This window comes from Streptomyces kronopolitis (assembly GCF_014646275.1).
Taxonomy (GTDB): domain Bacteria; phylum Actinomycetota; class Actinomycetes; order Streptomycetales; family Streptomycetaceae; genus Streptomyces; species Streptomyces kronopolitis.
The window spans coordinates 164,306-190,677 of sequence record NZ_BMND01000008.1 but is presented as its reverse complement, the minus strand read 5'-3'; the positions used below and the strand labels follow the sequence as shown (position 1 = coordinate 190,677).

Here is a 26,372-nt window from a genome sequence, read left to right as displayed (position 1 = left end):
CCCCGCTCCCGGCTCCGCCCGGGGGACCCCCATCCGTCCGTTAGGAGACCGACATGCTGGACATCGCCGACGAGCTGCACCGGTGGGTCGAGCAGGGCCGCGACTTCGCGGTGGCCACCGTCGTGGCCACGCACGGCAGCGCGCCCCGCCAGCCCGGAGCCGCCCTCGCCGTCGACGGCGCCGGCACCGCGATCGGGTCGGTCTCCGGTGGATGCGTGGAGGGGGCGGTCTACGAGCTGTGCCAGGAGGCGCTGCGGACCGGCCGGCCGGTCCTGGAGCGCTTCGGATACAGCGACGAGGACGCCTTCGCAGTGGGCCTGACCTGCGGCGGCGTCATCGACATCCTCGTCGAGCCGAGAGCGGCCTCGGCAGCGCACCCCGGCGGCGGCACGGCGGCGGGGGAGGCGGCGGACGTCACCGCCGGCACGCTCGCCGCCGGGCTGGCCGCCGCCGCCGCGGGGGAGCCGGCGGCCCTCGCCCGGGTCGTCCGGGGCCCCGACGGATTCCTCGGCCGTGCCCTGCTCGTCCGGCCCGACGGCGGCCACACCGGCACCCTCGGCGGCCACCCCGCACTGGACCGCACCGCACTCGCCGAGGCCCGCGCCCTGCTGGACGCCGGGCGCACCGCCACCGTCGCCCTCGGCACGGGGTCCGACGACGCAGCCGAGGGCGGCGGGGCGCAGCCGGCGGGCTCGCGCTGCGGCACCACGATCGAGCTGCTCGTGGAGTCCTCCGTCCCCGCGCCCCGCATGATCGTCTTCGGTGCCATCGACTTCGCCGCCGCGCTGGTGAAGGTCGGAAAGTTCCTCAACTACCACGTCACGGTCTGCGATGCGCGTCCCGTCTTCGCCACCCGCGGCCGCTTCCCGGACGCCGACGAGATCGTCGTCGACTGGCCGCACCGCTACCTGGACTCCCAGGAACTCGACGCCCGCACGGTGTTGTGCGTGCTGACCCATGACGCCAAGTTCGACGTGCCGCTGCTGGAGCGCGCCCTGCGGCTCCCGGTCGCCTACGTCGGGGCGATGGGCTCCCGCCGCACCCATCTGGACCGGCAGCGGCGGCTGCGCGAAGTCGGCCTGGGCGAGCTGGAGTTGAACCGGCTGCGCTCGCCCATCGGGCTCGACCTCGGCGCCCGCACCCCGGAGGAGACCGCGCTGTCCATCGCGGCCGAGATCGTCGCCAACCGCCGCGGCGGCACCGGCACCCCGCTGACCGGCGCGCACACCCCGATCCACCACGACACGGCCCGGCCGGTGGGGCGGATCGGCTCGGTGGCCTGAGCGCGCGGGCCCCGGGAGACAAGGGCCGCACGCGTACGGCGCCTTTTCCCGGGCGGTGCGCCGCACCCGAAGCGGCGCAGATCACACCGATTCATGGTGCTATTCGGCCGAAAGAAGGACGGGGCACCCCTGGACATATGGCAGCATGGGGAAATGACGGCGCCCGTGCTGAGGGTTCCGGTATGTGTCCGCGCGAGCAAGGAGGTGATCGGGATGAGTCCCGAAGGAAGTCCTTGCCGCAGCGTTGCAGCGTACTGACCGCTGCTTTCTCCGAGTCGTTGACGGTGCGCCCGTAGGGCCTCCGTACCGGCTTCGCGGTATGCCTTCACTCTGACACCGGGGCACCCTGACACCAGGGCGCTTGCGGCCGTGTCCGGCTGCCCCGTTCCCCTTTTTCGACGTTTCTCGACTTTTCTCGATCGCCCTAGGGGATTCTCCGGGACTCCCGGATTTCCGGGATGCACCGGGTCGCCGAATTCACCGAGCCATCGAGTCATCGAGGCATCGAGTTCAGCGAGTTCGTCGAGTTCATCGAATTTCTCGCATTCTTCGCGCGGAGGCCATCTCGGCCTGCCCGAAAACGGCCGGTCGTTCGCCCGGCCGGAACGCTGAGACGTGCCCGCACCGCCTTTCGCCGTGCCGTGCGCGGATTCGGCGTGCACCGGGCCGCCGGTATGCCCTTCGCGCAGGGAGGATTTGTCATGACCAATCTGCTCACCCCCCAAAAGCTCGCTCCGCCGGGCCGCAGGCTCCGCCGGGAGCGGCAGACCGCCGAGGCGGCGGCCCGTACCCGGCAGGTCGCCGACCAGCTGGCCGAGACCAGCGGCCGCCCCGCCGCCCAGCTCCTCCAGGAGCTGCAGACCACCCCCGCCGGGCTGTCCTACGGCCTGGCCCAGCACCGCCTGGAGCGCGACGGCGCCAACGTCCTCACCCCGACGTCCGCCCCGCGCTGGTACACCCAGCTCGCCAAGGCCTTCTGGAACCCCTTCATCCTGGTGCTGGCGGTGCTGGTCACCGTCATGTACGCGCAGTGGCTCCAGGTGGCCGACGAGGAGCCCTTCGACCCGAAGATCGTGATCCTGGGCGCGATGGTGCTGATCAGCGTGGGGCTGCGGTTCTGGCAGGAGTACCGCTCCAACAGCTCCGCCGCCGCTCTGCAGGCCCTGGTCACCACGACCACCGCCGTGCAGCGGCTGGCCGGCAACGGGCGGATGCCCACCACCGTCGAGATCCCGATGGACGGCGTGGTCAGGGGCGACCTCGTCAAGCTGGCCGCAGGCGACCTCGTCCCCGCCGACCTGCGGCTGCTGACCGCCAAGGACCTGATGATCAGCCAGGCGGCGCTGTCCGGCGAGTCGCTGCCCGCGGCCAAGGCCGACACCCGCTTCCCCGACGACGGGCAGCGGCTGACCCGCGACCCGGTCGAGGCCGACAACCTCGCCCTCGCCGGCACCTCGGTGACCTCCGGCACCGCGACCGGTGTGGTCGTGGCGACCGGCTCGGACACCTACTTCGGCTCCATGGCCGACGCGCTGACCGGCGAGCGGCCGGAGACCGGCTTCGACACCGGCGTGAAGAAGGTCAGCATGCTGCTGATCCGCTTCATGCTGGTGATGGTCCCCATCGTCTTCCTGATCAACGGGATCACCAAGGGTGACTGGGCCGAGGCCTTCACCTTCGCGGTGGCCGTCGCCGTCGGCCTCACGCCCGAGATGCTGCCGATGGTCGTCACCACCAACCTGGCGCGCGGCGCGGTCGCGCTGTCCCGCCGCAAGGTCGTCGTCAAGCGGCTCAACGCGATCCAGAACCTGGGCGCGATGGACGTGCTGTGCACGGACAAGACCGGCACCCTCACCGAGGACCGGATCGTCCTGGACAGCTACCTCGACATCCACGGCGAGCCCGACGACGAGGTGTTGGAGTACGCCTACCTCAACAGCCACTTCCAGACCGGGCTGCGCAACCTGCTGGACCAGGCCGTCATCGACCGGATGCACGAGGCCGAGGAGGTTGTCGTCGACGCGCGCTTCACGCTGGTCGACGAGATCCCCTTCGACTTCGCACGGCGGCGGATGTCGGTCGTACTGCGCCGCAACGGCGCGGACGGGCCGGCCGGCGAGCACATCCTGATCACCAAGGGCGCCGTCGAGGAAGTGCTCGACCGGTGCGGACATCTGGCCGGCGGCGGCCGCCGCGCCGAGCTGACCGACGCCCTGCGCCGCGAGGTCCTGCACACCGCCGCCTACCACCAGCGCCAGGGCATGCGGGTGCTGGCGGTGGCCACCCGGACCGTCGACGAGCCCCGGGGCACCTACGGCGTCGAGGACGAGTCCGGGCTGACCCTGATCGGCTTCCTGGCCTTCCTCGACCCGCCGAAGCAGGACGCCGCCCGGGCGCTGGCGGCCCTCGCCGACAGCGGGATCGCGGTCAAGGTCATCACCGGCGACAACGAGCTGGTCGCCGCCCGGGTCTGCGCGGACGTGGGCCTGGACGTCGGCACCGTGGTCACCGGCGCCGAACTCGACGGCCTCGACGAGGCGCAACTGCGCGCGCTCACCCGCACCACCACGGTCTTCGCCAAGGCCGACCCCACCCAGAAGGCCCGGATCGTCCGGGCGCTGCAGGCCGACGGGCACACCGTCGGATTCCTGGGCGACGGCATCAACGACGCCGCCGCGCTGCGCGACGCCGACGTCGGCATCTCCGTCGACACCGCCGTCGACATCGCCAAGGAGTCCGCGGACATCATCCTGCTGGAGAAGGACCTGATGGTCCTGGAGCAGGGCGTGCTGCGCGGCCGGCTGACCTTCGGCAACACCATCAAGTACCTCAAGATGACGGCCTCCTCGAACTTCGGGAACGTCTTCTCGGTACTGGCCGCGTCCGCGTTCCTCCCCTTCCAGCCGATGCTGGCCATGCAACTGCTCGTGCAGAACCTGCTGTACGACATCTCCCAGCTGGCCACCCCGTGGGACCGGATGGACCGCGACTACCTGCGCACCCCGCGCACCTGGGACGCCCGGGGCATCGGCCGCTTCATGCTCGTCCTCGGGCCGACCAGCTCGGTCTTCGACATCACCACCTTCCTGCTGATGTGGCATGTGTTCGGGGCGAACAGCGAGGTCCACCAGGCGCTGTTCCAGTCCGGCTGGTTCGTCGAGGGCCTGCTGACCCAGACGCTGGTCGTCCACATGCTGCGTACCCGCCGGATCCCCTTCGTGCAGTCGCGCGCGACCCTCCCGGTGATGCTGATGACGGCGGCCGTGACGGCGATCGGCCTGTACCTGCCGTTCTCGCCGCTGGCCGGTGTGCTCGGGATGCAGGCGCTGCCGATGGCCTACTTCCCGTGGCTGGTCGCGACGCTGGGCGCGTACTGCCTGCTCACCCAGGGAGTGAAGACCTGGTACATCCGCCGGTTCGGCAGCTGGCTGTAGCCGGGCACGGGGCCCGGGGACGCCGGCCCGGCGCGCGATAACGGGATGAGGATCCCGGCGCGCCGGGCTAGCGTCCCCGGGTGACCCACGACAACACCCCTGCGGTGCCCCACCTGGGGGACATCCCCGACGAGGACCTCGACCAGGCCCTGGACCTCGTGTACCTCGCGTTCCATCTGACACCGGCCGACAAGACCCACGCCTACTACCGCCAGTTGCTGCGGGACGGCACCCGCATCGGCGCCCGGGACGGCGGGCGGCTGGCCGGAGTGGCCGGCGCCCACCGCCTCACCCTCTCCGTTCCGGGCGGCCAACTCCCCTGCGCCGCGCTCGACTTCGTCTCCGTGGCGCCCACCCACCGGCGGCGCGGGGTGCTGACGTCGATGATCGGCGAACTGTGGCGCCGCTGCGCGGCCGACGGGCAGCCGCTGGCCTGCCTGTGGGCGTCGGAGAGCGCCATCTACGGCCGCTACGGCTTCGCCGCGGCCACCGAGACCTGCCGCGTGGAGATCGACTCGTCGCGGCCGCTCGCGCTGCGTATCGCGCCCGACCGCCGCCCGCTGCGGCTGCTCGACCCCGCCGAGGCCCCCGCTCTGCTCGCCGCGCGCTACGACGCGAGCCTGGCCCACCGCGCGGGGCGCTTCACCCGCGACGAGGCCTGGTGGCGCGAGCATGTGCTGGACCTCGACGGCGCTCGCGGCGGCGCGGACCGGGGCGGCCTCGGGCCGGTGCGCGTGGTGGCGCTGGGCGCGGACGGCGAGACGCCCGGCGGCTACGCGGTCTACCGCACCCGCCCCGCGAACGACGGCGGCCCCGGCGCGGTCGCGGTCGCGGAGCTGGAGGCGGAGTCCGCACCGGCCGCCGCCGCCCTGTGGTCCTACCTCGCCGCCATCGACCTCACCTCGACCGTACGGATCGGGGCCCGCCCGGCCGACGACCCGCTGCTCTACCTCGCCGCCGACCGGGACCAGGTACGCGTCACCGGACAGGGGCCCTGCATGTGGCTGCGGCTGGTGGATGTCCGTGCCGCGCTGTGCGCCCGTTCCTGGGCGGCGCCCGCCGCTCTCGTCCTCGATCTGCGCGACGGCGAACTGCCCGCCAACGCGGGCCGCTTCCGGCTGACCGCCACCCCCGCCGGCGCCACCTGGGAACCCACCGCGGAGGACCCCGATCTCTCCCTGGACGTACGGGAGTTGAGCGCCGTCTACCTGGGCGGCACCCCGCTCCGGCGCTTCGCGCACGCCGGTCTGGTCACCGAGCACACCCCGGGCGCGGTCCGCCGGCTGGACGCCGCACTGGAGACCGACTGGCTGCCCTTCACGGCGGACCACGACTGACGCGGGAACCGGGCGCGCGAGCCGGGCGCGCCCGGACGGGCAGGTCGGACCGCGGCGCCCGCGCCCGGCGCGCTCAGCCCGCGTCCTCCCGCCCCCACCGGGTCCGCAGCGCCGCCATCACCAGCACGTCGTGCCACTCGCCATCCCAGTGGAGGGCGTCGCGCAGCCGGCCCTCCACCTCGAAGCCGCACTTCTCGTAGGCCCGCCGGGCGCGCGGGTTGTAGTCGTAGACCTCCAGCTGGACGCGGTGCAGCCGCACCCGGTCGAAGGCGTACGCGAGCAGCAGCCGCACCGCCTCGGTGCCGATGCCGCGGTCGGTGGCGTGCGGGACGAGGGCGATCCGGAACACCCCGTGGGCGTTGTCCCGGTCGATCTGGCTCAGTGCCAGCTCGCCGAGGAACGCACCGCCCGCCGGGTCCTCGATCGCGAGGTCGAGCCGGTCCTCGCGGTCGGCGCACCCGGCGCACCACTCCTCGATCTCCGCCCGCGTGAAGTCGTGGTGGGTGCCGGTCAGCCGGCGGGTCTCCGGGTGCAGGCAGGAGGCGTGGAAGGCGTCCGCATGCCGGGCCGACAGCGGTACGAGCCGGATCCGGTCGCCCGTGAGCACGGGCTTCTCGCGCAGTGCGGTGGCATCGATCATGGGAGGAGGATGTCCGGGCCGCGGACCGCGCGGCAAGGCAATTAACCGGCCGGGCCGGGGGCCCGGGCGGGGCAGGGCCGCCCGCCGGACACGCTGGACCACTTGGCCCCTTGCCTGCCGAACCGCTTGACCGGTGCCGCCTCCGCGGAATCTGATGTTCCCATCGCTGCCGACGCGGCGGGAACGCCGTCGCGGCGGCACCGGCCGTACGCACCTCGGCTGCCGGACGTGTTTGTCCCCGGACCCTCCGAACACAGGAGAAAGCATGCGGACACCGATGACGATCGCGGACTTCCTCGACCGCGCCGACCTGGGCTTCCGCGAGAGCACGGGCGTGATCGACGAGCCCGATCAGCCCGCCCCGCCGGTGCCCGCCGCGACCTACGGGACGTTCGCCGAGCGGGTCCGTGCCTGGCAGGCGGGCCTGGACGCCCTCGGGGTCGGGGAGGGCGAGCGGGTGGCGGTGGTCAGCCACAACTCCACGCGCATGCTGGAGCTGCTGTTCGCGGTGCCGATGAGCGGCCGGATCTGCGTACCGGTGAACTTCCGCCTCAAGCCGGACGAGGTCGCCTACGTGGTCCGGCAGAGCGGGGCCTCGGTCCTGCTCCTCGACCCGGAGGTGGCGGACGCCCTGTCCGGCGTCGAGGTGCGCCACCGCTTCGTGCTCGGCGAGCAGACCGAGACCGAGCTGATGCGGTTCGGCGTGCAGCCGCGCCCGTGGTCGCACCCCGACGAGGACGCCACCGCGACGATCAACTTCACCTCGGGCACCACCGCCCGCCCCAAGGGCGTGCAGCTGACGCACCGCAACATCTGGGTGAACGGCATGACCTTCGGCCTGCACACCCGCGCGTGGGAGCGCGATGTGTACATGCACACGCTGCCGATGTTCCACTGCAACGGCTGGGGGATGCCGTACGTGATGGCCGGACTCGGCGTCAAGCAGGTGGTGCTGCGCAAGGTCGACGGCGCGGAGATCCTGCGGCGGGTCGAGGAGCACGGCGTCACCCTCATGTGCGGTGCGCCCGCCGTCTGGAACGCCGTGCTCGGCGCCGCGGCGACCTGGCCCGGCGAGATCCCGGGGCGCGACCGGGTACGCATCGTCTGCGCGGGGGCGCCGCCGCCGACCGCGACGATCGCCCGCGTGGGAGAGGAACTGGGCTGGGAGTTCACCCAGATCTACGGGCTCACCGAGACCTCGCCCCTGCTGACCTTCAACCGGACCCTCCCCGGCGACGCGGCACTGCCCGCCGAGGAGCGGGCGCGCAAGCTGTCCCGTGCGGGGCTGCCCGCGCTCGGGGTCCGGCTGAAGGTCTCCGACTCCGGCGAGGTCCTGGCCCGCTCGAACACGGTGCTCGACGGGTACTGGGAGAAGCCGGAGGAGACCGCCGAGGTGCTGGTGGACGGCTGGTTCCACACCGGCGACGGCGGCACCCTCGACCCCGCCGACGGCCACCTCACGATCTCCGACCGGAAGAAGGACGTCATCATCACCGGCGGCGAGAACGTGTCGTCGATCGAGGTGGAGGACACGATCTTCAGCCACCCGGCGGTCGCCGAGGTCGCGGTGATCGGCGTGCCGCACGAGAAGTGGGGCGAGACGATCAAGGCCCTGGTGGTCCTCGCCGAGGGCGCCACGGCCGAGGAGTCCGACATCATCGCCCACTGCAAGCGGCACCTGGCCGGCTTCAAGGCCCCGACCTCCGTCGAATTCCGCGACGCGATCCCCCGCACCGCCACCGGCAAGATCCAGAAGTTCAAGCTCCGCCGGCCGTACTGGTCCGGGCTCGACCGGGGCGTCAACTGACGCCCGGCCCCGCGGCGGAGGCGATGCGGGCCGCAGGGGTCTGGCGCGAAGTCCGCGCAGCCGGAAGGGTGGGGGGCCGCGCCACCGAGTATCGCGAGGAGAGCCACCGATGGACGAGCCGGACCAGGAACTGTCGTACGCCAGCGGTGTCGCCGGGCGGCCGCTGCTCGGGCACACGATCGGGACCGATCTGCGCCGCACCATCGCGCGGCACGGCGCCCGTGAGGCGCTGGTCGAGGTGGCGAGCGGACGCCGCTGGACCTACGCCGAACTGGGACGGGCGGTCGACGAGGTGGCGCGCGGGCTGCTCGCCAAGGGAATCGGGAAGGGGGACCGGGTCGGCATCTGGGCCCCCAACTGCGCCGAGTGGGTGCTCGTGCAGTACGCCACGGCGCGGATCGGCGCGATCCTCGTCAACGTCAACCCGGCCTACCGCGTGCACGAGTTGGCCTACGTCCTGCGGCAGGCCGGTATCGCCTGCCTGGTCTCCGCGACGCGGCACCGGTCCAGCGACTACCGGGGGATGATCGAGCAGGTGCGGGCCGAGAGCCCGGAGCTGCGGGAGGTCGTGTACATCGGGGACCCCTCCTGGGACGGGCTGGTGGCCGCCGGCGCCGCCGTGCCGCCGTCCCAACTCGCCGCGTGCGAGGCGACCCTGACCGCCGACGACCCGGTCAACATCCAGTACACCTCCGGCACCACCGGCTTCCCCAAGGGCGCCACCCTCTCCCACCACAACATCCTCAACAACGGCTACTGGGTCGCCGAGACCCTCGGCTACACCGAGCTCGACCGGGTGTGCCTGCCGGTGCCCTTCTACCACTGCTTCGGCATGGTCATGGGCAACCTCGGAGCCACCTCGCACGGCGCCTGCATCGTCATCCCCGCGCCCGCCTTCGACGCCGCCACCACCCTCAAGGCCGTCCAGGACGAGCGCTGCACCTCCCTCTACGGCGTCCCCACCATGTTCATCGCCGAGCTGAACCACCCCGACTTCGGCTCCTACGACCTCACGTCGCTGCGCACCGGCGTCATGGCGGGCTCGCCGTGCCCGGAGGAGGTGATGAAGCGGGTCGTCGCCGAGATGCACATGTCCGAGGTCTCCATCTGCTACGGCATGACCGAGACCTCGCCGGTCTCCACCCAGACCCGCCGCGACGACGACCTCGTCCACCGCACCGCGACCGTCGGCCGGGTGCTGCCGCACATCGAGGTGAAGGTCGCCGACCCGGCGAGCGGGGTCACCGTGCCGCGCGGCACGCCGGGCGAACTGTGCACCCGGGGCTACAGCGTGATGCTCGGCTACTGGGCGGAGCCCGAGCACACCGCCGAGGTCATCGACGCGGCCCGGTGGATGCACACCGGAGACCTCGCGGTGATGAACGACGACGGCTACCTCCGGATCGTCGGCCGCATCAAGGACATGATCATCAGGGGCGGCGAGAACGTCTATCCGCGCGAGATCGAGGAGTTCCTCTACTCCCACCCCAAGATCGCCGACGTGCAGGTGGTCGGGGTCCCCGACGAGAAGTACGGCGAGGAGATCGCGGCCTGCGTCATCCTCCGCGACCCCGACGACCCGCTCACCCTGGAGGAGTTGGCCGCCTTCTGCCGCTCCCGGCTCGCGCACTACAAGGTGCCGCGCCACCTCGACCTCGTCGACGCCTTCCCGATGACGGTCAGCGGCAAGGTCCGCAAGATCGAACTCCGTGAGCGGCTGGCAAGGGACCTGGGGCAGGCGCCGCGCGCAGCAGGCGCTCCCCATCTGCCCCGCGCCTGAATCCGGTTGACGCTCCGCGAGGCGTACGGTTCGCTACGGCGATGACTGATCTTCGCATCGAACGGGTGGACGGCGAGGCCGCGATCCGGGACTGGCAGCACGTCCACAACACGATCATCCCCACGGCCGTGCTGTCCCTCGACGAGGTGCGCGAGCGCGTCGGGCGCAACCACCTGGAGGTCGCCTACCGGGGCGACACCCTGGTGGGCTGCTCCACGGTACGGCCGCCTACGCCGGACGCCCCGGTCGGCACCGTCATCGCCCGGGTGTTGGCCGCCCACCGCCGCCGGGGGATCGGTGCGGCGCTCTACGCGCGGGGGCTCGCGCGGGCGCGGGAGCTGGGCTCCGAGGCGATCGAGACGGTGGTGCTGTCCGCCAACACCGAAGGCCTCGACTTCGCCCTGGCGCACGGCTTCGCCGAGGTGGAGCGGTATCTGCTGCCGGGCGACAGCATTCCCTGGATCACGCTGCGGCTGGCCTGAGCCGCCGGCCGGGCCTGGCCCGCGCTCGCCGCGCGGTCAGGGCCGGCGCTCGCCCGGCCAGTCGAGCAGCAGGCGCTGGGCGCGCGGCAGCGAGGCGACCACGAGGTCGTACGAGTCCTCGATCATGTCGAGGACGAGCCGGTCGGGCAGGGCGCCGTCCAGCGACACGGTGTTCCAGTGGCGCTTGTTGAGGTGGTAGCCCGGCACCACCTCCGGATGGGCGGCGCGCAGCCGCTCGGCCAGCTCGGGCTCGCACTTGAGGCTCACCGTGAGCGGCGCGTCCGTCAGCGTCGTCAGCGCGAAGATCTTGCCGCCGACCTTGAAGGTCGACACGTCCGGGTGCCGCGGGAAGGGGAACTCCTCGGCCGCCCCGTTGAAGTCCAGGCAGGTCGTCCGCAGGGTGTGCGCGTCGATCATGCCGGCATTATCGCCGGGCCGCGCCCGCCGGGCTGGCGCCGCATGCACACCCGCGGCCAGCGGTCGAGCCCCAGGGCGGCCTCCCGGGCCCGGATCGCCCGCAGCCCCGGGGTGAGGCCCGCACCGGACAGGACCCGGAAGCCGATCCTGGCGTAGTACGGCGCGTTCCACGGCACCTCGGCGAAGGTCGTGAGGGTCACCGGGACCGGCCCGCCGTCCCGCTCCGCCCGGTCGATCAGCGCCCGGCCGATGCCGCGGTGGGCGTGGTCGGGGCGGACCGAGACCTGCGCGACATGGGTGCATCCGTCGACCGGCTCCCACAGCAGGAACGCGACCGGCCCGGCGTCCCCGCCCGTATCGTCCCGCGTCGGATCCGGACACGCGGCGAGCGCCCGTCCGGCGCCCTGGAAGACGGCCAACTCCGCGAGCGACGGCGGCTCGTCGTCCGCCACCGAGGCCATGCCGAGGGCGTGGAACGGCGCCCCGGCAGCGCGCTCGATCTCGCGTAGCAGGGGCAGCTCGGCCGGGGACGCACGGCGGATGATCACCCGGCCAGTGTCGCCGCTCCTCGCGGGCGCGGCGAGGGGTTTTCCGCCGGCGGCCGGGTCACCGCCCCGCCGCGCCGTACTTGATCAGCTCGTCGGCCGGGTCGTTGACCGGCTGCGGGGTGCCGGTGAGGTCCATGACGAACAGCGGGAGACGCAGCTCGTCGGCGCGCGAGCGGGCGTCCCGGGCGTAGCCGGCGAGGGAGAAGAAGACCGCCAGGGCCGAGTCGTTGAGGCCGTTGAGCCAGACGCACTCGATCTCGCGCAGGGCGGTGGCGTGGGTGGTGGGGTCGACCTGGGCGACCACGCCCGTGCCGCGCAGGTCCACGCCGGAGGCGGTGCGCTCCTGGGTCCGGGCTGCATCGGCGTAGCCCAGCCACTTCAGATACTGCTCGGCGGCGGTGACGCAGTCCCGGGCCGTACGGATCGTCACCGGGCGGAACGCGGGGCGCGCCAGGCCGTGCGGGGTGCGCAGCGGGAACGCGGGGGCGGGCCGCGGCGCGGCCCGGCCCGGTGACGGGAAGTTCGGCGGCGGCAGGGCGGGGGCCGGGGCGACCGGGACCCGCACGACCGTGCCGCAGGCGCAGCCGGACTCCGGGGCCGGCCACTCGTCCTGCCGTCCGCAGACCTCGCAGCGCACCTCCACCCAGGAGGACTGCCAGGTGCGGTGGAGTATCTCGACGGGCACCCCGCCGCGCAGCACGGGCAGGGTCAGCGGGGCACCGCAGGCGCACGGGAACGTGGGAGGGGTGAAGGCGTTCTCACGGCGGCACGTGGGGCACCGCACCGGCACGCTGTCGGCCATGGTGGGCTCCTGGCAGGTCGGTCGGCAGACAGGTCGGATCTGCTGCTGACTCCATGGTCTCTCCAAAACCGGCCGCCCGGGGCGGAATTGAGGGAGTGCCCCGGGCAAGAGCACGGGGCACGGCCCGGACCGGTCGGCCGCGGACACGCGGCAGGGCCCGGAGTCCGTGACGTGACGGACTCCGGGCCCTGCGGTGGATCCCGCCCGGCGGCGCGGGCACAGGCGCGAGCGACCTCGCGCCGCCGGACGGCGTCCGTGCGGCGCACGCACCACGCGGCTCGTACCGGCCGACCACCCCTCAGCAGGCCGGCCGGTACGGATGCGCGAGGAGGCCGACCTCCCGTCAGTCCTCGCGCAGCTCCTGGACCCGCGCCTCGACGCGCTTGCCGTAGTCCGGGTCGGCGGCGTGGAAGTGCGCGAGGTTCTTCTCGATCACGTCGTCCCGGCCGACCTGGGAGAGGCCGCCGGCGATGGTCTCCACCAGGCGCTTCCGCTCGTCCTCGGACATCAGCCGGTAGAGCTCGCCGGCCTGGAAGAAGTCGTCGTCCTTGGTGTGGGCCGGGGCCTCGTGGGTGCCGGTGTGGCCCGAGACGGCGAGCGGGGCGGAGAGCGCCTCGTTCGTCTGCACGGGGCCGCCGTAGGAGTTGGGCTCGTAGTTCTTGGCGTGCCGGTCGTAGCCGTTGGCCGCCATGAGGCCGTCCCGGCCGTAGTTGTCGGCCCGGCCGCCCGCGACGCCCTTGGGGGCGTTCACCGGCAGCTGGGTGTGGTTGACGCCCAGGCGGTAGCGGTGCGCGTCGGCGTAGGCGAACAGCCGGCCCTGGAGCATCTTGTCCGGGGACGGGCCGATGCCGGGCACGAAGTTGTTCGGGGAGAAGGCGGACTGCTCGACCTCGGCGAAGACATTGTCGGGGTTGCGGTCCAGGACCAGCCGGCCGACCCGCTGGAGCGGGTAATCGGCGTGCGGCCACACCTTCGTCAGGTCGAACGGGTTGAAGCGGTAGTGCGCCGCCTCCGCCGCCGGCATGATCTGCGCGTACAGCGTCCAGGAGGGGTAGATGCCCCGCTCGATGGACTGCAGCAGATCGGTCTGGTGGCTGTTGGGGTCCTTGCCGGCCAGCTCGGCGGCCTGCTCGCCGCTCAGGCAGCGGATGCCCTGGTTGGTCTTGAAGTGGTACTTGACGAAGAAGGCCTCGCCCTCGGCGTTCGTCCACTGGTAGGTGTGCGAGCCGTAGCCGTTCATGTGCCGGTAGGAGGCCGGGATGCCGCGGTCGCCCATGAGCCAGGTGATCTGGTGGGTGGCCTCGGGGGAGTGCGCCCAGAAGTCCCAGACGTTGTCCGGCTCCTGCTTGCCCGTGAAGGGGTCGCGCTTCTGCGAGTGGATGAAGTCGGGGAACTTGATCGGGTCCTTGATGAAGAACACCGGGGTGTTGTTGCCGACGAGGTCGTAGTTGCCCTCCTCGGTGTAGAACTTCAGGGCGAAGCCGCGCGGGTCGCGGGCCGCGTCCGGGCCGCCCAGGCTGTCGGCGACGGTCGAGAAGCGGATGAAGGTCCCGGTCCGCTTGCCGACGGTGTCCAGGAAGCCCGCGCGGGTGAAGGCGGTGACGTCGTCGGTCACCTCGAAGTAGCCGTACGCGCCGGATCCGCGGGCGTGCACGACCCGCTCCGGGATGCGCTCGCGGTTGAAGCGGGCCAGCTTCTCCAGCAGGTGCTGGTCCTGGAGGACGAGCGGGCCGCCGGCGCCGGCGGTGGCCGAGTTCTGGTTGTCGGCGACGGGGGCGCCAGCCTCCGTAGTGAGAAAGCGCGCCGTCAGCGTGGGCTTCGACATGGTGACCTTCCGTACGAGAGCGCGGAAGTTGGCTTCCGCTGTCGGAGCGTAAGAAGGGCTCCGACCAAACGTCAACAGTTTGTTGAAACAAACCCCGGGCGGGCGTGCGGGGTGGAATTCCGGGCGGCGGCCGCGCCTGGGCGCGACCGGACAGGTGTCGGCGCGAGCCGCCGCCCGGAAGCTGGAGGGCCCCGTGCCGGGCCCGGCCTCAGCCGGCGGCGGGCTGCCCGGAGAGGCGCTCGACGCCGCGCAGCAGGGCGGAGTGGTCGAGGCCGCCGTCGCCCTGGGCGCGCAGCGAGGCGACGAGGCTCGCGACGAGGCTGCCGACCGGGAGCGCGGCGCCGACGCCGCGGGCGGCGTCGGTGACGATGCCCATGTCCTTGTGGTGCAGGTCGATGCGGAAGCCGGGCGCGAAGTCGCGGTTCTTGAAGTTGTCCTTCTTGCGGGTCAGTACGGTCGAGCCGGCCAGCCCGCCGTTGAGAACGTCCAGCGCCGCGGCCAGGTCGACGCCGGACTTCTCCAGGAAGACCACGGCCTCGGCGCAGGCCTGGATGTTGACGGCGACGATGAGCTGGTTGGCGGCCTTGACGGTCTGGCCGGCGCCGTGCGGGCCGCACAGCACGATGGTCTTGCCCAGCGCCTCCAGCAGGGGGCGCGCGGCGTCGAAGTCGGCCCGGTCGCCGCCGACCATGATGGACAGCACGGCCTCGACGGCACCGGCCTCGCCGCCCGAGACGGGCGCGTCCAGGACACGGATGCCCTTGTCGCCGGCGGCCTCGGCCAGGTCGACGGAGGTCTGCGGGGTGATCGAGGACATGTCGATCAGCAGCGCGCCGGGCCGGGCGTTCTCCAGGATCCCGTCGGGGCCGTAGGCGACGGCCTCGACCTGGGGGGAGGCCGGGACCATGGTGATGATGACGTCGGCCTCGGCGACGGCCCCGGCGATCGAGCCGGCCGCGCTGCCGCCGGCCGCGGTCAGCCGCTCCAGCTTCTCCGGCTCCAGGGTGTATCCGGTGACCGGGTAGCCGGCCTTGAGGAGGTTCTCGGCCATCGGCGAGCCCATGATGCCCAGGCCGATCCATGCGATCGCCGGGCGGGTCGGGCGGGGGGAGTCAGCGGGGTTGCTCATGCGGGTGCCTCTTTCGGGAACGGTGCGTCGTCAGGCGGGGTGCCGCCGGGGCCCTGCGGGCCGGTCCGCCGCGCGCAGCGGGGCCGGCAGCCAGCCGAAGGCGTCCGCGCTCGGCCCGTCGCCGGGCTTGTACTCCAGGCCGGTCCAGCCGCGGTAGCCGGCCTCGGCCAGGCGGCCGAGCAGCCCGGCGAGGTCGAGGCCGCCGGTGCCGGGGGCGCCGCGGCCCGGGTTGTCGGCGATCTGCACATGCGCCGTCTTCGCGGCGTAGCGGTCGATGACCTCGTGCAGGTCCTCGCCGTTCATGGACAGGTGGTAGAGGTCCATCAGGAAGCGGGCGTTGTCCAGGCCGGTGGCCGCGTTCACCGCGTCCACCACCTCGATCGCCCGGGGGGCCGAGACGATCGGGCAGTGCGGCGACTCGGGCGCGTTGAGCGCCTCGATCAGCAGGGTGCCCTCCACCTCGGCGACCGCGCGGGCGGCGAACGCCAGGTTCTCCAGGGCCAGTTCGTCCTGCTCCGCCTCGGGCACGCCCTCGACGCGGTTGCCGTACAGGGCGTTGAAGGACGTGCAGCCCACCGAGCGGGCGAACTCGACGGCCACCGGCACATTCGCCCGGAACCGCTCCGACTCCGCGCCCGGGACCGACAGCGCGCCGCGGTCGGGGCCCGGCAGCTGCCCCGCGTAGAAGTTCAGCCCCACCAGCTGGGTCCCCGCGTCCTGCAGCGCCGCCCGCAGCGCGGCCGTCTCCGCCGGATCGGGGACCGGGGCGTCCACCCACGGCCACCACAGCTCCACCGCCGTGAATCCCGCCGCCCGTGCGGCCGCCGGCCGCTCCAGCAACGGAAGCTCGGTGAACAGGATCGACAGATTGACGTTGAAGCGCGTGTCCGGGAAACCCATCAGGCCGGCACCCCTTCCGGATAGTGGAAGTGCTTTTCTGCTTGATGGAACCCTGCCCGGCGGTCTCCGGGGCTGTCAAGGGGGCCCCGGGGCAATTTCTGGTGGCCGGGCCGAACCGCGCGTAGGTTGAGCGACGTGCGATTGCGAGTGGAGTTCACGACGGAACCGTTCGACCTGGACGAGGCGCCCGCCCATGCGGTGGTGGCCCGGGATGTCGTCACCGGCGCCCGGCTCGACGCGGTCGACGTCGGCCCGTTCGGCAACACGGCCGAGGGGGACGCGGACCGGGTGCTCGACGCGGTCGGCGAGCTGCTGCGGGAAACGCTCCGGGCGGGCGCCACCCGGGTGTCCCTCCAGGTCAATGTGATCGCGGACGCCGCGCGGGGCGAGGGGGAGGCGCCGTGACGGAGCCCGCCGACCACCCGTTCGTTCAGGCCGTCAAGCCGCTGGTCGACGCGATGGGCGGCCGGCTGGTCGCACCGGACCAGGCGCAGGGCGACGATGTCGTGCTGACCTGGGAGGGGGAGGACCGGGTGGCCGTGCGCCTGCCCCATCTGTCGGAGTCCCTCGACCACATCCTCGTCGAGCTGCGGCGCCGGCACGGCAAGCCGCTGGCGGAGCTGGACCGCAAGACCAAGCAGTCGGTGGTGCGGATCCTGGAGACCCGGGGCGCCTTCTCGGTGCGCCACGGCGTCGAAACGGTCGCGACCGCCCTCGGCGTCAGCCGCTTCACGGTCTACAACTACCTGAACCGCGAGACCGCCTCCCGGGAGGCCGGGGGCCGGGCGGAGGGCGAGTAGCGGGGCGGCCCGCGTAGGGCGTGTCCGGCCCGCCGCGGGCGATCCGGTGTGCGACCCCGGGAATTGCGCCCGTAATCACCCGCCGGTGGCTTTTGTGTGGGCCAGATTTCAACAAAGTGTTGACGTGGTCTGGTCGGGGGTCTTAGCTGTTTCCAGCCAAGCTCCCGTATCTCCCTGCCACGGAGGCTTCCCGTGACTTCGAGTTCACCGCGCTCGACGGGGGACACCCCGGTGCCCCCGCCGGGGCTCAGCCGGTTCAACACCGCCCACGACGAGGCGGCCCGGGCCGCCCTGCACGAGGTGTGTGCCAGCCGGACCTGGGGGGACCGGATACTCGCCCGGCGCCCCTACGCCACCGCCGAGGCCCTGTACGCCGCGAGCGACGCCGCCATGGCCGAGCTGACCGCGGACGACCTGGCCGAGGCGATGGCCGGGCACCCGCCCATCGGCCGCCCGAAGCCGGGCGACCGCGCCTCGCACCGCGAGCAGAGCGGGATGGCCGGCGCCTCCGACGCGCTCAAGGAGGAACTGCTCGCACTCAACCTGGCCTACCAGGAGCGGTTCGGGCACGTCTTCCTGATCTGCGCCACCGGCCGCACCGGTGAGCAGATGCGGGACGCCGTCCGCCACCGGATCGACAACACGCCGGAGGCGGAACGCGAGATCGTGCGCGGCGAGCTGGGCAAGATCAACCGCATTCGGCTGACCCGGATCGCGACGCACGCAGAAGGAGACGCAGCATGAGCGGCGAGACGGCTGCACGGACATCGGTGTCCACGCACATCCTGGACACCAGCGTGGGCCGCCCCGCACAGGGCGTCGCCCTCACGCTCTCGGTGCGCTCCGGCAGCGACGGCGCCTGGGCCGCCCACGGCGCGTCCACCACCGACCCGGACGGACGCTGCAAGGACCTTCCGGCGCTGCCGGACGGCACCACCCACGTGCGACTCGACTTCGCCGTCGAGGAGTACTTCGCAACCAGCACAGCACACCAGCAAGCCGAGGAACAGCAGGACGCCCCCCGCGCAAGGGACAGCGGAGTCTTCTTCCCGGAGGTGGCGATCACCTTCGCCGTCACACCGGGCGAGCACTATCACGTACCGCTGCTGCTCAACCCGTTCGGCTACTCCGTATACCGAGGGAGCTAGCACCGACATGACTGCCCATTCCCGCCCGGTGATGCTCGGCCAGAACCAGTACGGCAAAGCGGAAAACCGCGTCGTCAAGATCACCCGCGAGGGGGACACCCACCACATCAAGGACCTCAACGTCTCGGTCGCGCTCTCCGGCGACCTGGAAGAGGTCCACCTCTCCGGCTCCAACGCCCACTGCCTGCCCACCGACACGACCAAGAACACCGTGTACGCCTTCGCCAAGGAGCACGGGATCGAGTCGGCCGAGCAGTTCGGCATCCATCTGGCCCGGCACTTCGTCAGCAGCCAGGAGCCGATCCACCGGGCCCGCATCCGGATCGAGGAGTACGCCTGGGAGCGGATCGCCACCTCCGACGCCAACTCCCGCTTCATCGGCTCCGACGAGGTCAAGCACTCCTTCGTCCGCAAGGGCCAGGAGACCCGGCTGACCGAGATCACCTACGACGGTGAGCGCTGGCAGGTCATCTCCGGCCTCAAGGACCTCGTGGTCATGAACTCCACCAACTCGGAGTTCTGGGGCTACATCAAGGACAAGTACACGACGCTCAAGGAGGCCTACGACCGCATCCTGGCCACCGAGGTCTCCGCCCGCTGGCGGTTCAACTGGACCGACGACGAGCAGCGGATGCCCGGCTGGGAGCGTTCGTACGAGCAGGTCAGGAAGCACCTGCTGCAGGCGTTCGCGGAGACCTACAGCCTCTCCCTCCAGCAGACGCTGTACCAAATGGGATCGCGCGTCATCAACAGCCGCTCCGAGATCGACGAGATCCGCTTCTCCCTGCCGAACAAGCACCACTTCCTGGTGGACCTGGAGCCGTTCGGGATCAAGAACGACACCCCCGACGGGGCGGTCTACTACGCGGCGGACCGCCCGTACGGCCTGATCGAGGCCACCGTCCTGCGCGACGGCGCCGACGCCCTGATCCCCGTGGATCTGACCACCCTCTGAGCGCGCAGGCGCCACGCCGTGCCCCCTCCCCGTCCCGCACCGGGCAGGGGGCACGCCTCCAGGGGACACCCCCGCCGGAACCGAAAGAAGGAACCCCATGGCTGCACCGGCCTCCGCCGACGACGCGGTGACGCAGCGCCTCGTCATCGAGAACTGCGCCCTCGCGACCGTCGACGCCCAGGACACCGAGTACCCCACCGGCCATGTGGTGGTCGCCGGCGGCATCATCGAGTCGGTGGGCCCGGGCAAGGCGCCCGAGGGCCTCGCGAACGTCGTCCGCCGGGTGGACGGCACCGGGCACCTGGTCACCCCCGGCCTGGTCAACACCCACCACCACTTCTACCAGTGGATCACTCGCGGCCTGGCCACCGACCACAACCTGTTCAACTGGCTGGTCGCGCTCTACCCGACCTGGGCGCGGATCGACGCCCCGATGCTCGCCGCGGCCACCCAGGGCTCGCTCGGCATGATGGTCAAGGGCGGGGTCACCACCGCCTCCGACCACCACTACGTCTTCCCGAGGGGCGCCGGCGACCTGGTCGGGGCCGAACTCGCCGCCGCCGCCGAGATCGGCGCCCGGATCACCCTGGCCCGCGGCTCCATGGACCGCAGCGAGAAGGACGGCGGGCTGCCCCCGGACTTCGCCGTCGAGACCACCGAGGGCGCCCTCCTGGCCACCGAGGAGGCCATCGACAAGCACCACGACGCCTCCTTCGGCTCGATGGTGCACATCGCCGCCGCGCCCTGCTCGCCGTTCTCCGTCTCCACCGAACTCATGCGACAGGGAGCCGAGTTGGCCCGCCGCAAGGGCGTGCGGATGCACACCCACGGCTCGGAGACCGTGGAGGAGGAGAAGTTCTGCCACGAGCTGTTCGGCATGGGCCCCACCGACTACTTCGAGTCGACCGGCTGGCTCGGTGACGACGTGTGGATGGCGCACTGCGTCCACATGAACGACTCCGACATCGCCGCCTTCGCCCGCACCGGCACCGGCGTCGCGCACTGCCCGTCCTCCAACGCCCGCCTCGCGGCCGGCATCGCCCGCGTCCCCGACATGCTCGCGGCCGGCGTCCCGGTCGGCCTCGGCGTGGACGGCACCGCCTCCAACGAGTCCGGCGAACTCCACACCGAGCTGCGCAACGCCCTGCTGATCAACCGCCTCGGCGCCCACCGGGAGGCCGCGCTGAACGCCCGCAAGGCGCTGCGGCTGGGCACCTACGGCGGGGCGCAGGTCCTCGGCCGGACCGCCGAGATCGGCTCGCTGGAGCCCGGCAAGCTCGCCGACCTGGTGCTGTGGAAGCTGGACGGCCTGGGCCACTCCTCCATCGCCGACCCGGTCACGGCCCTGGTCTTCGGCCCGCCCGCACCGGTCACCCTCTCCCTCGTCGGCGGCCGGCCGGTCGTCGAGGACAACCACCTCAGCAACGTCGACGAGGACGCCCTCGCCCGCACCGCGCGGGCCGAGGCGCAGCGTCTGGCCCGGATCGCCGCCGGGGACTGACCCCCACGGCGCGACCACGCGGCCGACGCACCCCGACTCGGCCGGGAGGGACGGCTCCCGGCCGGGCGCGTGGATCCGAGCGGGATCCACGACGCCGGCCCCGGGGGTACGGGATTGCCCCGCACCCCCGGGACGGTCCGCCCCACCGCCGTCCACGCGCCACGAGCGCACCCACCCGCAGTACCGCTCACCAGGCGACTTCTCTCTCCGCCACGCACCACATGGCAAGCCCTCCGTGACAGCATCGCGCCGCCGGCCCGGCGGCGCAGGAAACGAAGGAGGCCCGCAGTGGCCGCACAGACCGGGCAGAAGCCGGAGGGGGACCGGAAGCATCCGGTCGACGAGACCCTCCCGCCCCTGAAGATGTTCACCAGCGGCCTGCAGCACGTGGCCGCGATGTACGCGGGTGTGGTGGCCCCGCCGATGATCGTGGGACCGGCCTGCGGGCTCGGTGCCACCGACACCGCGTTCCTGATGGGCGCCAGCCTCTTCACCGCCGGCATCGCGACGCTGCTGCAGACGCTGGGCTTCTGGAAGGTCGGCGCCAAGCTGCCGTTCGTCAACGGCGTCTCCTTCGCCGGCGTCACCCCGATGGTCGCCATCGGCAAGTCCCAGAGCCCCGGCCACGCGCTGCCGGTCATCTTCGGCGCGGTGATGGTCGCCGGTGTGCTGGGCTTCCTCCTGGCCCCGTACTTCTCCCGGCTCGTACGGTTCTTCCCGCCGGTGGTCACCGGCACCGTCATCACGCTGATCGGCGTCTCGCTGCTGCCGGTGGCCTTCAACTGGTCCCAGGGCGGCAATCCGCAGGCCCCCGACTTCGGCTCGCTGACCAACATCGGGATGGCCGCGCTGACCTTCGTGATCGTGCTGGCGCTGCGCCGGGTGCTGCGCGGCTTCCTCCAGCAGATCGCGATCCTGCTCGGGCTGATCGCCGGCACCCTGCTCGCGATACCCGTCGGCATCACGCACTTCTCCGCGCTCGGCGAGGCGTCCCTGTTCGGCTTCCCGACGCCGTTCCACTTCGGCGCCCCGCAGTTCCATGTCGCGGCGATCGTCTCCATGTGCATCGTGATGCTGGTCTGCATGACCGAGTCGACGGCGGACATGCTCGCCCTCGGCCGGATCGTCGGCCGCCCGGCGGACGCGCGCACCATCGAGGGCGGACTGCGCGCCGACACCCTCGGCACGGCCGTGAGCCCGCTGTTCAACGGCTTCGCCAACAGCGCGTTCGCGCAGAACATCGGCCTGGTCGCGATGACCAGGGTGCGCAGCCGCTACGTCGTGGCGAGCGGCGGGCTGATCCTGGTCGTGCTGGGCCTGTGTCCGGCGGCCGCCTCGGTGATCTCGCTGGTCCCGCTGCCGGTCCTCGGCGGCGCCGGCATCGTGCTCTTCGGCTCGGTGGCCGCCAGCGGCATCCAGACGCTGGCCACGGCCGCCATGGAGAAGGGCGACAACGCCCTGATCGTCGCGGCGGCCGTCGGCGTCGGCCTGATCCCGATCGCCGCCCCGGACTTCTACCACCACCTGCCCAAGGACCTGCTGGTCGTCCTGGACTCCGGGATCAGCACCGGCTGCCTGGTCGCCATCGTCCTCAACCTCGCCTTCCACCATGTCGGCAGGAAGGACAGTGACAGCAACGGGGCCGGGGCCGGCGACGGGGACAGTGAGGGGGCCAGCGTCATGGCACCGGACTCCGGCGCCCTCGCCGAGGCGGCGCTCCCGCAACAGCCCCACCGCACCACCGAGGACGCCACCGGGGAGGCCGCGCCGGCCCCCGCCCACTGACGTCCACCCAACTGACGCCTGCCCACTGACGCCTGCCCGCGCAACGGCCCGTACGGGAGCGGCAACCGCCCTTCCTCTGCGGGCCGTTGGGCTGTCCGCCCGGCGACGGCTCAGCCCAGGAACCCCGCCAGCAGCTCGCGAAGCCCTGGAGCCGGGTCGAAGTCCGCGTCGGGAAAGGCGAGTTGGCGGAAGACGACGCCGTCCATGTAGTCGAGCAGGATCGCGCAGTGCCGCCGGGGCGCCGGCGACCCGAAGCGCCGCAGCCACTCGGCGCCCCAGCCGGTGACGGTCTCCCGTCCGCGGGTGAGCGCCGGGCGCAGCTCGGGCCGGGCCGTGGACTCCAGGTACAGCGCGAAGCGGGCGGCGGTCCGGGCGCGCTCGGGACCGGTCATGTGCCGCAGGAACCGGGCGACGGCGTCGGCGAGTTCCGCCGCGTCGGCCGGGGCGGCGGCCTCGGCGAAGGCCTCCCAGTCGCGGCGCTCCAGCTCCTGGAGGTGGCCGACGATGCCCTCGATCAGGGCCGCCCGGTTGCGGAAGTGGTTGGACGCGGTCCCGGAGGGGACGCCCGCCGCGGAGTCCACGGCCTGGTAGGTCAGCCGCCGCGCGCCCTCGCCGCCCAGTACCCGGATCCCCGCGTCCAGGACCTGTTCCCGCCGTCGTGTCACCCCGTGCGCCCTTCGTGCCGTGCCCGTGTCCGTTCTGCCCGCGTGTGCGGTGGCCAGACACTATAAACGTAGTGGCAGCGAGCGCCGGGCGGCGACGCGACGGGCCGGTACGGACCGCGCCGCGGCGGTCCGTACCGGCCCTCGGGTGGAACGGGCGGGAGCCTCAGTCCAGCAGCTCGTAGGCGGGCAGCGTCAGGAACTCCGTGTAGTCCGTGTCCAGCGCGACCCGCAGCAGCAGGTCATGAGCCTGCTGCCAGCGGCCGGTGGTGAAGGCCTCCTCGCCGACCTCGGCGCGGATCGCGGCCAGTTGCTCGGCGGCGACCCGGCGCACCAGCTCCGCCGTGGCCCGCTCCCCGTTCTCGAAGACGACACCGGCGTCGACCCACTGCCAGATCTGGGAGCGGGAGATCTCGGCGGTGGCGGCGTCCTCCATCAGGCCGAAGATGGCGACGGCGCCCAGGCCGCGCAGCCAGGCCTCGATGTAGCGGGTGCCGACCTGGACGGCGTCGATCAGGCCCTGGTAGGTGGGCTTGGCGTCGAGGGAGTCGATCGCGATCAGATCGGCGGCCTTGACGTCGACGTCCTCGCGGAGCCGGTCCTTCTGGTGCGGCCGGTCGCCCAGCACCGCGTCGAACGAGGCCCGGGCGATCGGGACCAGGTCGGGGTGGGCGACCCAGGAGCCGTCGAAACCGTCGCCGGCCTCGCGGTCCTTGTCGTTCTTGACCTTGGCCAGCGCCTGCTCGTTGGCCTCGGGGTCGCGGCGGTTGGGGATGAAGGCCGCCATCCCGCCGATCGCGTGGGCCCCGCGCTTGTGGCAGGTGCGGACGAGGAGTTCGGTGTACGCGCGCATGAACGGGGCCGTCATCGTCACCGCGTTGCGGTCGGGCAGCACGAACTTGGCGCCGCCGTCCCGGAAGTTCTTGACGATGGAGAAGAGGTAGTCCCAGCGGCCGGCGTTCAGCCCCGAGGCGTGGTCGCGCAGCTCGTAGAGGATCTCCTCCATCTCGTACGCGGCGGTGATGGTCTCGATCAGGACGGTGGCGCGCACCGTGCCCTGCGCGATGCCCAGCTGGTCCTGGGCGAAGACGAAGATGTCGTTCCAGAGGCGGGCCTCCAGGTGCGACTCGGTCTTCGGCAGGTAGAAGTACGGCCCCTTGCCGAGCGCCAGCAGCCGCTTGGCGTTGTGGAAGAAGTAGAGGCCGAAGTCGACCAGCGCGCCGGGGACCGGGCGGCCCTCGAACTGCAGGTGCCGCTCGTCCAGATGCCAGCCGCGCGGCCGCATCACGACGGTGGCGAGTTCCTCGGCGGGCTTGAGGGCGTAGGACTTGCCGGACGCCGGGTCGGTGAAGTCGATGCGCCGCTCGTTGGCGTCGATCAGGTTCAGCTGACCCGAGATGACGTTCTCCCAGGTCGGCGCGGAGGCGTCCTCGAAGTCGGCGAGCCAGACCTTGGCGCCCGAGTTGAGCGCGTTGATGGTCATCTTGCGGTCGGTGGGCCCGGTGATCTCCACCCGGCGGTCGTTGAGCGCGGCGGGCGCCCCGGCCACCTTCCAGCTGTCGTCCGCGCGGATCTCCGCGGTCTGCGGGAGGAAGTCCAGCGTGCTGGTCCGCGCGATCTCCGCCCGGCGCTCGGCGCGGCGGGCCAGCAGCTCGTCACGGCGCGGGGTGAACCGCCGGTGCAGTGCGGCGACGAAGGCGAGCGCGGCGTCGGTGAGGACTTCGCCCTGCCGTTCGGGGGTGTGCGCGGGGTCGACTTCGACGATGGCCAGCGGGGACGGCGCTGGTGCGGACATGAGCTGTCACTCCATTCATCGGCGGTGCCCAACGGCCGCGGGGACGCCGGGCGGCACGGGGTGCCGCGGGCCCCGGGGCGCGGTCGCGGGCGCCGTCTGGGTTCAGGGCGCTTCTGACCAGTGGAGACTAGTTTCCTTATCGCGGAAGTTCAATGGTTTGTTGATGTCGAGATTCTCCGGATCGACGCATCCGTAGATCCAATGGCTCCCGGTGCCACCGCGGTCACTCTCCATTACTCCCGCTTCCCCGGACGGCGGCCGTCCACCGGTGTGCGGGGTCACTCCAGACGGCGCAGATCCTCCGGGGTGTCGATGTCGTACGGCTCGGCGACATCGGCGCACTCGACCAGAGTGAGGGCGTCCGCGTACGTGCGGAGGTAGGCGCGCGCACCGCGGTCGCCCGTTGCGGTGGCGGCGATGTCCGCCCAGCGCTCGGCGCCGAAGAGGACGGGGTGGCCGCGCCGCCCGTCGTAGGCGGCGGAGGCGAGCGCGCGGCCGTCGTCGTAAGCCGCCACCACCCGCGCCACCGCCGCGGCGCCGATGCCCGGCTGGTCCACCAGGGACACCACGACCGCGTCTGCCCCCGACCCGGCCAGCGCGGCCAGCCCCACCCGCAGCGACGAGCCCATGCCGTGCGCCCAGTCCGGGTTGTCCCAGAGGTGATACCCCGTCAGGTCGGCCCGCTCGCGCACCGCGTCGGCCGCCGCGCCGAGCACGATGTGGACCGGGTCGCAGCCGCCCTCCCGCAGGGTCCGTGCGGCGTGCTCGACGAGCGGCCGGCCCCGGTGGTCGAGCAGCGCCTTGGGCCGTCCCCCAAGGCGCCGCCCGCCACCCGCGGCGAGCAGCAGACCGGCCACCCGCCTGCCCCTCCCCGTCCCCTCCGTCGGGGCGTCCGGCCGGACGCGGGGCGGCACTTCGCTCGGATCGGTCGGATCTCGCTGATCTCGCTGATCTCGCGGGTCTTTCGGTGCTGTCGGTGCCATGGGGACTGCATACCTCATGGCACCGTGGGGCGCGTCCCGCCGCTCAGGCGGCGTCGTCCGACGCGCGCGGGCGCGGGATGTACGGCCGGAACCGCTCGCGCCGCGGGGACGTTCGCTCCTCCTCGTCCCGGTGCTCGGCGACGTAGCGGTGTATGTGCTCCAGCGTGATTTCCGAGGCATCGGACAGGCCGTACGCGCGGCAGATGAGTTGGACGACGCTGACCCGACGCTGGTTCGAGCCGGTGTCGGGGCCGGAGTTGGGCTCCATGGCATTCTCCGATCCAGTGATATGCCGGATATTTCCTTGAAAGGGAGAATGCTCCATCACGCCGTGCCGTACGCCTCGTCCCGGGTGTGCC

The 26,372-nt window shown here is 72.3% G+C and carries 24 protein-coding genes; 13 read left to right on the top strand and 11 right to left on the bottom strand.

Going from position 1 to position 26,372, the window contains the following annotated elements; translation table 11 throughout:
* Window positions 1–53 precede the first annotated feature (53 nt).
* The 3 genes from IEY78_RS12555 (at window position 54) to IEY78_RS12545 (ending at window position 6,054) form a co-directional block, all read left to right on the top strand.
* Window positions 54–1,283 (top strand): XdhC family protein, encoded by a 1,230-nt coding sequence (locus IEY78_RS12555; protein ID WP_189097749.1) that lies wholly within the window; start codon window positions 54–56, stop codon window positions 1,281–1,283.
* A 701-nt stretch (window positions 1,284–1,984) separates the two neighbouring features.
* Window positions 1,985–4,717, top strand: coding sequence for a magnesium-translocating P-type ATPase (mgtA, locus tag IEY78_RS12550; RefSeq protein WP_189097748.1), 2,733 nt, complete (start codon window positions 1,985–1,987; stop codon window positions 4,715–4,717).
* Window positions 4,718–4,797: 80 nt separating this feature from the next.
* On the top strand, window positions 4,798–6,054 hold the full coding sequence (locus tag IEY78_RS12545; RefSeq protein WP_189097747.1) for a GNAT family N-acetyltransferase: 1,257 nt from the start codon (window positions 4,798–4,800) through the stop codon (window positions 6,052–6,054).
* 73 nt (window positions 6,055–6,127) lie between these two features.
* Here IEY78_RS12545 and IEY78_RS12540 read toward each other — a convergent pair whose 3' ends face one another.
* Window positions 6,128–6,694, bottom strand: coding sequence for a GNAT family N-acetyltransferase (locus tag IEY78_RS12540; protein ID WP_189097746.1), 567 nt, complete (start codon window positions 6,692–6,694; stop codon window positions 6,128–6,130).
* 265 nt (window positions 6,695–6,959) lie between these two features.
* Here IEY78_RS12540 and IEY78_RS12535 point away from each other — a divergent pair, with 265 nt between their 5' ends.
* The 3 genes from IEY78_RS12535 to IEY78_RS12525 all read left to right on the top strand — a co-directional run bounded on the left by IEY78_RS12535 (window position 6,960) and on the right by IEY78_RS12525 (window position 10,763).
* A complete protein-coding gene (locus tag IEY78_RS12535) occupies window positions 6,960–8,501 on the top strand; it encodes an AMP-binding protein (RefSeq protein ID WP_189097745.1) in 1,542 nt (513 codons plus the stop codon).
* 109 nt (window positions 8,502–8,610) lie between these two features.
* Window positions 8,611–10,281: an AMP-binding protein gene (locus IEY78_RS12530; RefSeq protein WP_189097744.1), complete on the top strand. Its 1,671-nt coding sequence runs from the start codon at window positions 8,611–8,613 to the stop codon at window positions 10,279–10,281.
* A 41-nt stretch (window positions 10,282–10,322) separates the two neighbouring features.
* Window positions 10,323–10,763, top strand: coding sequence for a GNAT family N-acetyltransferase (locus IEY78_RS12525; RefSeq protein WP_189097743.1), 441 nt, complete (start codon window positions 10,323–10,325; stop codon window positions 10,761–10,763).
* A gap of 36 nt (window positions 10,764–10,799) precedes the next feature.
* On the opposite strand, the gene IEY78_RS12520 is transcribed toward IEY78_RS12525, so the two are convergent.
* From IEY78_RS12520 to IEY78_RS12495, 6 genes are all read right to left on the bottom strand, one after another.
* A complete protein-coding gene (locus IEY78_RS12520; protein ID WP_189097742.1) occupies window positions 10,800–11,180 on the bottom strand; it encodes an MmcQ/YjbR family DNA-binding protein in 381 nt (126 codons plus the stop codon).
* Window positions 11,177–11,728 (bottom strand): GNAT family N-acetyltransferase, encoded by a 552-nt coding sequence (locus IEY78_RS12515; RefSeq protein ID WP_189097741.1) that lies wholly within the window; start codon window positions 11,726–11,728, stop codon window positions 11,177–11,179. Before IEY78_RS12515 ends, IEY78_RS12520 begins: the two co-directional genes overlap by 4 nt.
* A gap of 58 nt (window positions 11,729–11,786) precedes the next feature.
* Window positions 11,787–12,530: a hypothetical protein gene (locus tag IEY78_RS12510; RefSeq protein ID WP_189097740.1), complete on the bottom strand. Its 744-nt coding sequence runs from the start codon at window positions 12,528–12,530 to the stop codon at window positions 11,787–11,789.
* A 343-nt stretch (window positions 12,531–12,873) separates the two neighbouring features.
* Window positions 12,874–14,355, bottom strand: coding sequence for a catalase (locus tag IEY78_RS12505; protein WP_189097739.1), 1,482 nt, complete (start codon window positions 14,353–14,355; stop codon window positions 12,874–12,876).
* Between the two features lie 208 nt (window positions 14,356–14,563).
* A complete protein-coding gene (locus IEY78_RS12500) occupies window positions 14,564–15,484 on the bottom strand; it encodes a 2-hydroxy-3-oxopropionate reductase (RefSeq protein WP_189097738.1) in 921 nt (306 codons plus the stop codon).
* Window positions 15,485–15,514: 30 nt separating this feature from the next.
* A complete protein-coding gene (locus IEY78_RS12495; protein ID WP_189097737.1) occupies window positions 15,515–16,384 on the bottom strand; it encodes a TIM barrel protein in 870 nt (289 codons plus the stop codon).
* A 135-nt stretch (window positions 16,385–16,519) separates the two neighbouring features.
* On the opposite strand from IEY78_RS12495, the gene IEY78_RS12490 reads away from it, so the two are divergent.
* From IEY78_RS12490 to IEY78_RS12460, 7 genes are all read left to right on the top strand, one after another.
* Window positions 16,520–16,789: a YkoF family thiamine-binding protein gene (locus IEY78_RS12490; protein WP_189097736.1), complete on the top strand. Its 270-nt coding sequence runs from the start codon at window positions 16,520–16,522 to the stop codon at window positions 16,787–16,789.
* Window positions 16,786–17,184 (top strand): helix-turn-helix domain-containing protein, encoded by a 399-nt coding sequence (locus IEY78_RS12485; RefSeq protein ID WP_189097735.1) that lies wholly within the window; start codon window positions 16,786–16,788, stop codon window positions 17,182–17,184. The genes IEY78_RS12490 and IEY78_RS12485 overlap by 4 nt, the downstream gene beginning before the upstream one ends.
* A gap of 231 nt (window positions 17,185–17,415) precedes the next feature.
* Window positions 17,416–17,928, top strand: a complete 513-nt coding sequence (gene uraD / locus IEY78_RS12480; protein WP_189097783.1) for a 2-oxo-4-hydroxy-4-carboxy-5-ureidoimidazoline decarboxylase — start codon at window positions 17,416–17,418, stop codon at window positions 17,926–17,928.
* Window positions 17,925–18,332 carry a hydroxyisourate hydrolase gene (gene uraH / locus IEY78_RS12475; RefSeq protein WP_189097734.1) on the top strand — a complete coding sequence of 136 codons (408 nt, stop codon included), beginning with the start codon at window positions 17,925–17,927 and terminating at the stop codon, window positions 18,330–18,332. The genes uraD and uraH overlap by 4 nt, the downstream gene beginning before the upstream one ends.
* A 7-nt stretch (window positions 18,333–18,339) precedes the next feature.
* A complete protein-coding gene (pucL, locus tag IEY78_RS12470) occupies window positions 18,340–19,287 on the top strand; it encodes a factor-independent urate hydroxylase (RefSeq protein WP_189097733.1) in 948 nt (315 codons plus the stop codon).
* A gap of 97 nt (window positions 19,288–19,384) precedes the next feature.
* Window positions 19,385–20,788, top strand: a complete 1,404-nt coding sequence (locus IEY78_RS12465) for an 8-oxoguanine deaminase (RefSeq protein ID WP_189097732.1) — start codon at window positions 19,385–19,387, stop codon at window positions 20,786–20,788.
* 363 nt (window positions 20,789–21,151) lie between these two features.
* Window positions 21,152–22,573: a nucleobase:cation symporter-2 family protein gene (locus IEY78_RS12460; RefSeq protein WP_229699900.1), complete on the top strand. Its 1,422-nt coding sequence runs from the start codon at window positions 21,152–21,154 to the stop codon at window positions 22,571–22,573.
* A gap of 110 nt (window positions 22,574–22,683) precedes the next feature.
* On the opposite strand, the gene IEY78_RS12455 is transcribed toward IEY78_RS12460, so the two are convergent.
* The 4 genes from IEY78_RS12455 to IEY78_RS12440 all read right to left on the bottom strand — a co-directional run bounded on the left by IEY78_RS12455 (window position 22,684) and on the right by IEY78_RS12440 (window position 26,281).
* Window positions 22,684–23,238, bottom strand: coding sequence for a TetR/AcrR family transcriptional regulator (locus IEY78_RS12455; protein WP_189097730.1), 555 nt, complete (start codon window positions 23,236–23,238; stop codon window positions 22,684–22,686).
* Window positions 23,239–23,401: 163 nt separating this feature from the next.
* A complete protein-coding gene (aceB, locus tag IEY78_RS12450) occupies window positions 23,402–25,030 on the bottom strand; it encodes a malate synthase A (protein WP_189097729.1) in 1,629 nt (542 codons plus the stop codon).
* 278 nt (window positions 25,031–25,308) lie between these two features.
* A complete protein-coding gene (locus IEY78_RS12445) occupies window positions 25,309–25,887 on the bottom strand; it encodes a nucleotidyltransferase family protein (protein ID WP_229699892.1) in 579 nt (192 codons plus the stop codon).
* Between the two features lie 169 nt (window positions 25,888–26,056).
* Window positions 26,057–26,281: a hypothetical protein gene (locus IEY78_RS12440; RefSeq protein ID WP_189097727.1), complete on the bottom strand. Its 225-nt coding sequence runs from the start codon at window positions 26,279–26,281 to the stop codon at window positions 26,057–26,059.
* Window positions 26,282–26,372: the final 91 nt, after the last annotated feature.

Coding starts and splice junctions, on each gene's coding strand:
- IEY78_RS12495 (WP_189097737.1), bottom strand. CDS start 16,384: ATGGGTTTCCCGGACACGCGCTTCAACGTCAATCTGTCGATCCTGTTC.
- IEY78_RS12460 (WP_229699900.1), top strand. CDS start 21,152: ATGTTCACCAGCGGCCTGCAGCACGTGGCCGCGATGTACGCGGGTGTG.
- IEY78_RS12540 (WP_189097746.1), bottom strand. CDS start 6,694: ATGATCGATGCCACCGCACTGCGCGAGAAGCCCGTGCTCACGGGCGAC.
- pucL (WP_189097733.1), top strand. CDS start 18,340: ATGACTGCCCATTCCCGCCCGGTGATGCTCGGCCAGAACCAGTACGGC.
- IEY78_RS12465 (WP_189097732.1), top strand. CDS start 19,385: ATGGCTGCACCGGCCTCCGCCGACGACGCGGTGACGCAGCGCCTCGTC.
- uraH (WP_189097734.1), top strand. CDS start 17,925: ATGAGCGGCGAGACGGCTGCACGGACATCGGTGTCCACGCACATCCTG.
- IEY78_RS12510 (WP_189097740.1), bottom strand. CDS start 12,530: ATGGCCGACAGCGTGCCGGTGCGGTGCCCCACGTGCCGCCGTGAGAAC.
- IEY78_RS12505 (WP_189097739.1), bottom strand. CDS start 14,355: ATGTCGAAGCCCACGCTGACGGCGCGCTTTCTCACTACGGAGGCTGGC.
- aceB (WP_189097729.1), bottom strand. CDS start 25,030: ATGTCCGCACCAGCGCCGTCCCCGCTGGCCATCGTCGAAGTCGACCCC.
- IEY78_RS12520 (WP_189097742.1), bottom strand. CDS start 11,180: ATGATCGACGCGCACACCCTGCGGACGACCTGCCTGGACTTCAACGGG.
- IEY78_RS12525 (WP_189097743.1), top strand. CDS start 10,323: ATGACTGATCTTCGCATCGAACGGGTGGACGGCGAGGCCGCGATCCGG.
- mgtA (WP_189097748.1), top strand. CDS start 1,985: ATGACCAATCTGCTCACCCCCCAAAAGCTCGCTCCGCCGGGCCGCAGG.
- IEY78_RS12440 (WP_189097727.1), bottom strand. CDS start 26,281: ATGGAGCCCAACTCCGGCCCCGACACCGGCTCGAACCAGCGTCGGGTC.
- IEY78_RS12555 (WP_189097749.1), top strand. CDS start 54: ATGCTGGACATCGCCGACGAGCTGCACCGGTGGGTCGAGCAGGGCCGC.
- IEY78_RS12530 (WP_189097744.1), top strand. CDS start 8,611: ATGGACGAGCCGGACCAGGAACTGTCGTACGCCAGCGGTGTCGCCGGG.
- IEY78_RS12535 (WP_189097745.1), top strand. CDS start 6,960: ATGCGGACACCGATGACGATCGCGGACTTCCTCGACCGCGCCGACCTG.
- IEY78_RS12500 (WP_189097738.1), bottom strand. CDS start 15,484: ATGAGCAACCCCGCTGACTCCCCCCGCCCGACCCGCCCGGCGATCGCA.